We start from the raw sequence: 7,962 nt of genomic DNA on the forward strand, positions 1-7,962 counted from the left end.
CGGTTTCCGGTTATTTCGGGAATATGGTTTCCCATATCGCGGCGATGGACCATGCGGATGATGCATCCGCAAGGAGCTTCGTTGCCATCGCGAGGCAGGAAAGCACCAGCAGCGGGCGGATGATCTTCGCGCCGTTCTTCATGGCGAAGCGGGAGCCGATCTGTGCGCCGATGAACTGGCCGACGCCCATGGCGAGGCCGAGCTTCCACAGGACCGCACCACCTATCGCAAACACGACGAAACCGCCGAAGTTCGAGCCGAGGTTCAGAAGCTTGGTATGGGCGGTTGCCTTCAACATGCCGAAACCGGCAAGCGCCACGAAGGCGAGCATGTAGAAGGAACCCGCGCCGGGGCCGAAAACGCCGTCGTAGAAGCCCACCAGCGGCGCGACGGTGAAGCCGAACACGAAGGGTGTGATGCGGCGATGGCTGTCGATATCGCTGAGCTGCGGCTTGAAGGCGAAATAGAGCGCAATCGCGATCAGCAGGAACGGCATGATGGTGCGCAGGAGGTCGGACGGCACGAAGGCGGCGGTGACCGCGCCGAGCCCGCCGCCGAGCATGGCCATGACGGCCATGGGCAATTGTTCCCTCAGATTGACATGGCCGCGCCGGGCATAGGCGATGGTGGCGGAGGCCGAGCCGAACTGCGATTGCAGCTTGTTGGTGCCAAGCGTATCGAGCGGCGCGATACCCATGATCAGCATCGCCGGAATGGTGATGAGACCGCCGCCGCCGGCGATGGAATCGATAAAGCCGGCAAAGATGGCGACGCAGAAGAGAACGATAAATACGTTGAGGGCGATGTCTTGCACTTGATATGTCCGGGCAGGCGGAAGGAGAGGGCTTCTTCTTTCACCGAAAGGGTAACCGCGCAATCTCTTTCTGTGCGTTCGGCTGCGGGCAGGGGATTGCGGTGTGGCCGCTTATCGCTATGTTTCCGTGGCGCGTCGCCGGAAGGACGGTGGACGCCTGAGACATATGGATGAGGGCATTATGCATAAAGTGATATTCGATACGGATCCCGGTGTAGACGACGCCATGGCGCTTCTGTTCCTGCACCGTCACCCCGATATCGATCTGATCGGCGTCACCACGGTTTTCGGCAATGCGCCCATCGATATCACCACCCGCAATGCGCTCTTCCTCAAGCGGGAATGGCAGATGACCGCACCGGTCGCGAGAGGCGCCGGCGTGACCTTCGATCCCGCCCGCAAGGAAGGCCACTGGCCGACCTTCATCCACGGCGAAAACGGTCTCGGCGATATCGATATCCCTGAGACCATCGATCTGCCGCTCGACCCGCGCCCGGCGCATCGTTTCATCATCGAGACGGTCAAGGCCAATCCCGGCGAGGTGACGCTGATCGCCGTTGGCCGCATGACCAATCTGGCGCTGGCGCTGCGCGAAGAGCCGGATTTCGCCGCGCTGGTGAAGGAGGTCATCGTCATGGGCGGGGCTTTCGACATGAACGGCAATGTATCGCCGGCGGCCGAGGCCAATATTCACGGCGATCCGGAAGCGGCCGATCTCGTCTTCACCGCGCCCTGGCGCGTGGTCGTCGTCGGTCTCGACGTGACGACGAAAACGGTAATGACCAGCGCCTTCATGGCTGAGATGGCAAAGGCCGGCGGCAAGCCGGTGCAGCTGCTGTCCGACCTGTCGCAATTCTACATCGATTTCTACAAGACCCGCACCGGCGACGGCATGGTGGTGCATGATAGCTGCGCCTGCGTCTACCTCGTCGCGCCTGAGCTCTTCGAGACCCGCAGCGGCCCGGTGCGTGTGGTCTGCGGTGGGCTTGCTGACGGCCAGACCATCCAGAAGCCTGACGGACGTGCCTTCCCGCCGGGTGACTGGGACGGACATCCAAGCCAGCTTGTGTGCACGGATATCAAGCCGGAGCGCGTGCTTTCGGTCATCCGTGCGGCAATTGTGACGGGTGAGCGCGGCTGAACGACAGGAATGGCCGTTCTTGAGCATGGCTTGCCTTGCATTTTCCAAGAATCTGGCGTTATGCAAGTTCCTTGATCCTATTGCGCGATCCGCCTTGCCAAAGGGGCCGAAAAGGCTGTGCCGAAGCACAGGCGGATGATCGCGATGGCGTGTGTGCCGAGAAAAGCCTTGTAGGTTTTCCCGTGCTTTGCGCTACAATGAATAACGCCTGCCGGATCGGTTCGTGTCGGCGGCGTTTAAAAACAAAAAACGAACCTTCGTTATGGGCCGGCAGAACCGGTCCATTCCCATGAGGAAAGTGATGGAAGAGTTTCACAAGGTCCGGCGTCTGCCGCAATACGTCTTCGAACAGGTCAACCGTTTGAAAGCGAGCGCGCGAGCGGCCGGGGCCGATATCATCGATCTCGGCATGGGCAATCCCGACCTTCCGACCCCGAAGGCGATCGTCGACAAGCTCTGCGAGGTCGTTCAGGATCCGCGCACCCATCGTTATTCCTCGTCCAAGGGCATTCCCGGCCTTCGCCGCGCGCAGGCCGCCTATTATGCCCGGCGTTTCGGCGTGAAGCTGAACCCCGATACCCAGGTCGTCGCCACGCTCGGCTCCAAGGAAGGCTTCGCCAATATGGCGCAGGCCATCACGGCGCCCGGCGACGTGATCCTGTGTCCGAACCCGACCTATCCGATCCATGCCTTCGGCTTCCTGATGGCGGGCGGCGTTATCCGTTCGATGAATGTCGAGCCGGATGAGAGCTTCTTCGGGCCACTGGAGCGCGCGGTGCGCCACTCCATTCCCAAGCCGCTGGCGCTGATCATCAACTATCCGTCGAACCCGACGGCGCATGTTGCCTCGCTGGATTTCTACAAGGACGTCATCGCTTTCGCGAAGAAGCACGAGATCATCGTGCTTTCCGACCTTGCCTATTCGGAAATCTATTTCGACGAAAACAATCCGCCGCCTTCGGTTCTCGAAGTTCCCGGCGCAATCGACGTTGCGGTGGAGTTCACCTCCATGTCGAAGACCTTCTCCATGCCCGGCTGGCGCATGGGCTTTGCCGTTGGCAACGAGCGGCTGATCGCGGCGCTGACGCGTGTGAAGTCTTATCTCGATTACGGCGCCTTCACGCCGATCCAGGTTGCGGCGACCCATGCGCTGAATGGCGACGGCTCCGACATCGCCGAAGTGCGCAATGTCTATCGCCGCCGCCGCGATGTGATGGTCGACACCTTCGGCAAGGCCGGTTTCGAGGTTCCGCCGCCGGCGGCGACGATGTTCGCCTGGGCGAAGATCCCGGAAAAGTTCCGCCATCTCGGCAGTTTGGAATTCTCCAAGCTTCTGGTCGAGAAGGCCGATATCGCCGTTGCTCCCGGCATCGGCTTTGGCGAGATGGGCGACGATTATGTCCGTCTCGCGCTCGTGGAAAACGAGCACCGAATTCGTCAGGCCGCGCGTAATCTGAAGCGTTTCCTGTCGAGCGCAGACGAAACGATGCACAATGTCGTTTCGCTTAACGCCCACAGATAAGGGCAACCGAAGGCGGCCGGGCCTCGGCCGCCACCATCATCAGCAAATCAGGAACATACCCATGGCAGATTCATTGAGAATCGGCATAGCGGGGCTCGGCACTGTCGGCGCTTCGCTCGTGCGCATCCTCCAGCAGAGAAGCAACGAACTTGCGATTACCTGCGGACGCGCGATTGAGATTATTGCGGTGAGCGCGCGTGACCGTTCGCGCGACCGCGGCATCGATCTCAAGGGTATTGCCTGGTTCGATACGCCGGAGCAGCTGGCGAGCGAAGCCGATATCGACGTGTTCGTCGAACTGGTCGGCGGTGCTTCGGGGCAGGCGGAAAATGCGGTGCGCGCCGCACTGGCGCGCGGTCTCCATGTGGTGACGGCCAACAAGGCGCTGCTTGCCAAGCACGGCGTTGAACTCGCGACCATTGCCGAAGACAAGGGTGCGCTTCTTAATTTCGAAGCGGCGGTGGCCGGCGGTATCCCCGTCATCAAGGCGCTGCGTGAGTCTCTCACCGGCAACCATGTATCGCGCATCTACGGCATCATGAACGGCACCTGCAACTACATCCTCACTAAGATGGAGAAGGAAGGCCTGTCCTTCGAGGCCTGTCTGAAGGAAGCGCAGCGGCTGGGTTATGCCGAGGCCGATCCGGCTTTCGATATCGAAGGCAACGACACCGCGCACAAGCTTGCCATTCTGACGACGCTTGCCTTCGGCAACAAGATTTCGGCCGATGACATCTATCTGGAAGGCATCACCAATATTTCCAGCGAGGACATTCAGGCGGCCGCCGAACTCGGTTACCGCATCAAGCTTCTCGGCGTGGCGCAGGTGACTGAATCCGGCATCGAGCAGCGTGTGCATCCGACCATGGTGCCGCTCGATTCCGTCATCGCCCAGGTGGATGGCGTCACCAATGCGGTGGCGATCGAATCCGACATTCTCGGCGAATTGCTGATGGTCGGTCCGGGTGCGGGCGGCAACGCCACGGCATCCGCCGTGCTGGGCGACATCGCCGATATCGCCAAGAGCCGTCCGGGCGCCCAGCAGGTGCCGGTTCTCGGCCGTCCGGCAAAATCGCTGACGGAATACCGCCGCGCCAAGATGAAGAGCCATGAGGGCGGTTATTTCATCCGCCTGACGGTGAAGGACCAGGCCGGCGTCTTTGCCTCCATCGCCACCCGCATGGCTGACAATAACATCTCGCTGGAATCCATCGTGCAGCGCCAGCGCGTGCATGTGGAAGGCGCGCCGCAGACCATCATCCTCGTCACCCATGCGACGATGGAAGATGCGATCCGCAAGGCCGTCAAGGCGATCAAGAACGAGAAATATCTCGTCAGCGAGCCGCAGGTCATCCGCATCGAGCGCACCTGAGACGCTTCTTTATCTTGATATTATCGAGGGCCGCGCTTCCGGATGGAGGCGCGGTTTTTCGTTCTATGACTGCCTTCATCATGCCGGTGGTCTCACGCCCATAAAATTTGGGGGGACGGCGTCAGAACCGCTGGAAAACAAGGCGATTCGGCACTATGGTTAATCCTGTTCACCAAGCGAGGGAGGCGTGGCCGTGACATCGATCATCCTGTTCAAGGACAATAAGCGCGCAGGCGTTCTGGCAGCCCATCACCGGGCGCGGCCGCACACTGCCAATGACAATATTCGCAGCATGGAATTCGATATCGGGGAGCATGAGCGCAACTGGTGCTCGCTTGCCGTCTTCTCGCTGCTGCTGCTCGTTGGAGCCGTCTCGATCGTCAGCCCGTTCTTTTCGATTTTTTCGGTGTGAACCCGCAAATGCGCGTTTTTGCTTGAAAAACGCGCCACCGCCATTTAGCCCGTTCTAATCATTAAGGCGCGGATAGGCGCGCAGGACAGGACGAAGGGGCAGGATGGCAATGATGGAGCCGGCCGATACCGTGGCCCGCGCATTTTTAAGCGTGGAGCGGTCGGCGACAGAACAGCGCTGGGTATCGCGGCTGGATCAGGCCGGGCAGAACCGTGCGCTGGCGATGTCTCAGATCCATGCCATTCCCGAACTGATCGCACGCGTGCTGGCCGGGCGTGGGGTAGGCGTCGATGACGCCCTGGTGTTCCTCGATCCGACCATACGCTCTCTGATGCCCGATCCGCATATGCTGACCGATTGCGAGAAGGCCGCCGGGCGGCTGGTGCGTGCCATCGAGACCGGCGAGAAGGTGGCGATCTTCGGCGACTATGATGTCGACGGCGCTGCCTCTTCGGCGCTGATGTATCGCTTTCTCGCGCATTTCGGGCTGACGCCTGAGATTTATATCCCCGACCGCATTTTCGAAGGCTACGGGCCGAACCCGGCGGCGATGCAGCAGCTTGCCGCCAATGGCGCGACGCTGATCGTGACGGTCGACTGCGGCTCCACCAGCCATGAGTCGCTCAAGGCTGCGAAAGACGCCGGAACGGATGTGGTGGTGATCGATCACCATCAGGTCGGCACGGAGTTGCCGCCGGCCGTGGCGCTGGTCAATCCCAACCGGGAGGACGATCTGTCGGGGCAGGGGCATCTCTGTGCCGCCGGTGTGGTGTTCCTGGTGCTGGTGGCCACGTTGCGGCTGTTAAAGGACAGACGCAACCGGCAGGCCTTCACGCTCGATCTGCTGTCGCTTCTCGATATTGTCGCGCTTGCGACAGTCTGCGATGTGGTGCCGCTAAAGGGGCTGAACCGCGCTTATGTGGTGAAGGGGTTGATCGCTGCGCGCCATATGAACAATGCCGGGCTGGCGGCACTGTTTAAAAAGGCCGGACTGGGCGGGCCTGTGACCCCCTATCATTTCGGCTTCCTGATCGGGCCGCGCATCAATGCCGGCGGCCGCATCGGCGATGCGGCTCTTGGCAGCCGTTTGTTGACCATCGATGATTCCTCGCAGGCCGAGGTGATTGCCGAGCGGCTGGATGAGCTTAATCGCGAGCGGCAGGCGATGGAAGCGGCCATGCTGGCGGAGGCCGAGGCCGAGGCGCTGTTCGAATATGGCGACGGCTCGGGTGCGGGCGTCATCGTCACCGCGCGCGAGAACTGGCATCCTGGTATTGTCGGATTGCTTGCCTCGCGCCTGAAGGATCGATTCCGTCGTCCGGCTTTCGCCATTGCTTTCGATCCCTCTGGCAAGGGCACCGGCTCCGGCCGCTCGATCAACGGTTTTGATATGGGCCGCATGGTGCGCGCCGCCGTGGAGGCGGGATTGCTGGTCAAGGGGGGCGGTCACGCCATGGCGGCTGGCCTGACGGTCGAGCGCGCCAATCTGGGCAGGCTTCGGACCTTCTTCGAGGAGGCGGCGGCCAAGACGGTGAACGAGCTGGTGGAAAGCAGCGTGCTGAAAATCGACGGTGCCATCGGCGCCTCGGGTGCGACATTGCAGCTTGTCGACCAGCTGGAGCAGGCTGGTCCTTATGGTTCGGGTCATTCACAGCCGATCTTTGCCGTGCCGGCGCATCGCCTGCGCGATGTGCGGCTTGTGGGCACAGCGCACGTCAAGATCACGCTGGAGGCCATGGATGGCTCCCGGCTGGACGGTATCGCCTTTCGTGCTGCTGAAGCCCCTCTGGGGCAGATGCTGCTGAATGCGCGCGGCAGGAACATTCACGTTGCAGGCACCGTTGGCGCCGATCTCTGGCAGGGCCAGAGGCGCGTGCAGCTGCGCGTTCTGGACGCGGCTTTCGCGCCCTGAGCGAGTTGCAAACGATCCTTGGTTTTACGGAAGCAAACGTTTTGTACGGACAGGCCAGACGGATGCTGGCATCTTTACGCGATGCGTGAAGATCTGCGTGCAGGCTATTGATTTTTAGGGAAAAGCAAGTGGCACGCCCTAGGGGAGTCGAACCCCTCTTTTCAGAATGAAAATCTGACGTCCTAACCGATAGACGAAGGGCGCGTGCGCTTGTGGTGTGGCGCCCTTATAGTCAGGCTCCGGTTGGTCCGCAAGCGGAAAAATTGATTTTTTCCGCTTCGTGACGAGTTTTTTTATGGAAGCCGAAAGGGCTGTGGAAAACTGTGATGGAGCCGGCCAAGACCTTGAAATATCGCCCCAATCGCTGCGGGCGATAATGCCCTCATACGATGTGAAAGGGCGAGAAGGCGGATTTCCAACGCTTAGCTGGCATCAAGCTGCAGAGTCCGGGACGAATGGACGCTGTGGTCGGGGTGAGGGGAAAGGCAAGCCGGTTGATCTGCCGGGTGGCATTTCATCCGGCTTGCCTTCCATCGGGGGGACGCCATTCTAACGTGCCGACCGGGAATCGGTTCCGCGGCAATGGAGACGCGCGAAAAATTCACGACGATGAGCGGATGATGGAGATATTTTAAAGGGGAACACGAAGGCAAGTGGCACGCCCTAGGGGAGTCGAACCCCTCTTTTCAGAATGAAAATCTGACGTCCTAACCGATAGACGAAGGGCGCGTGCGCTTGTGGTGTGGCGCCCTTATAGTCAGGCTCCGGTTGGTCCGCAAGCGGAAAAAT

The 7,962-nt window shown here is 60.8% G+C and carries 6 protein-coding genes and 2 tRNA genes; 5 read left to right on the forward strand and 3 right to left on the reverse strand.

Annotation, left to right across the window (positions count from 1 at the left end):
- Positions 1-10 precede the first annotated feature (10 nt).
- Positions 11-814, reverse strand: coding sequence for a TSUP family transporter (locus AC5YUO_RS14780; RefSeq protein ID WP_496153819.1), 804 nt, complete (start codon positions 812-814; stop codon positions 11-13).
- Positions 815-995: 181 nt separating this feature from the next.
- Between AC5YUO_RS14780 and AC5YUO_RS14785 the strand changes: the two genes are divergently transcribed.
- From AC5YUO_RS14785 to recJ, 5 genes are all read left to right on the forward strand, one after another.
- On the forward strand, positions 996-1,955 hold the full coding sequence (locus AC5YUO_RS14785) for a nucleoside hydrolase (protein WP_496153820.1): 960 nt from the start codon (positions 996-998) through the stop codon (positions 1,953-1,955).
- Positions 1,956-2,256: 301 nt separating this feature from the next.
- Complete coding sequence (locus AC5YUO_RS14790) at positions 2,257-3,477, forward strand: LL-diaminopimelate aminotransferase (protein ID WP_035223305.1); 1,221 nt, start codon at positions 2,257-2,259, stop codon at positions 3,475-3,477.
- Between the two features lie 61 nt (positions 3,478-3,538).
- Positions 3,539-4,849, forward strand: coding sequence for a homoserine dehydrogenase (locus tag AC5YUO_RS14795; RefSeq protein WP_496153821.1), 1,311 nt, complete (start codon positions 3,539-3,541; stop codon positions 4,847-4,849).
- Positions 4,850-5,036: 187 nt separating this feature from the next.
- Positions 5,037-5,261: a hypothetical protein gene (locus tag AC5YUO_RS14800; RefSeq protein WP_400818395.1), complete on the forward strand. Its 225-nt coding sequence runs from the start codon at positions 5,037-5,039 to the stop codon at positions 5,259-5,261.
- Between the two features lie 103 nt (positions 5,262-5,364).
- Complete coding sequence (gene recJ, locus AC5YUO_RS14805) at positions 5,365-7,173, forward strand: single-stranded-DNA-specific exonuclease RecJ (RefSeq protein WP_496153822.1); 1,809 nt, start codon at positions 5,365-5,367, stop codon at positions 7,171-7,173.
- A gap of 129 nt (positions 7,174-7,302) precedes the next feature.
- On the opposite strand, the gene AC5YUO_RS14810 is transcribed toward recJ, so the two are convergent.
- Both AC5YUO_RS14810 and AC5YUO_RS14815 read right to left on the reverse strand, forming a co-directional pair.
- Positions 7,303-7,377, reverse strand: a tRNA-Glu gene (locus AC5YUO_RS14810).
- A gap of 450 nt (positions 7,378-7,827) precedes the next feature.
- Positions 7,828-7,902: transfer RNA gene (locus tag AC5YUO_RS14815), tRNA-Glu, on the reverse strand.
- Between the last annotated feature and the right edge of the window lie 60 nt (positions 7,903-7,962).

Source organism: Agrobacterium sp. LEGMi-208b (assembly GCF_059511785.1).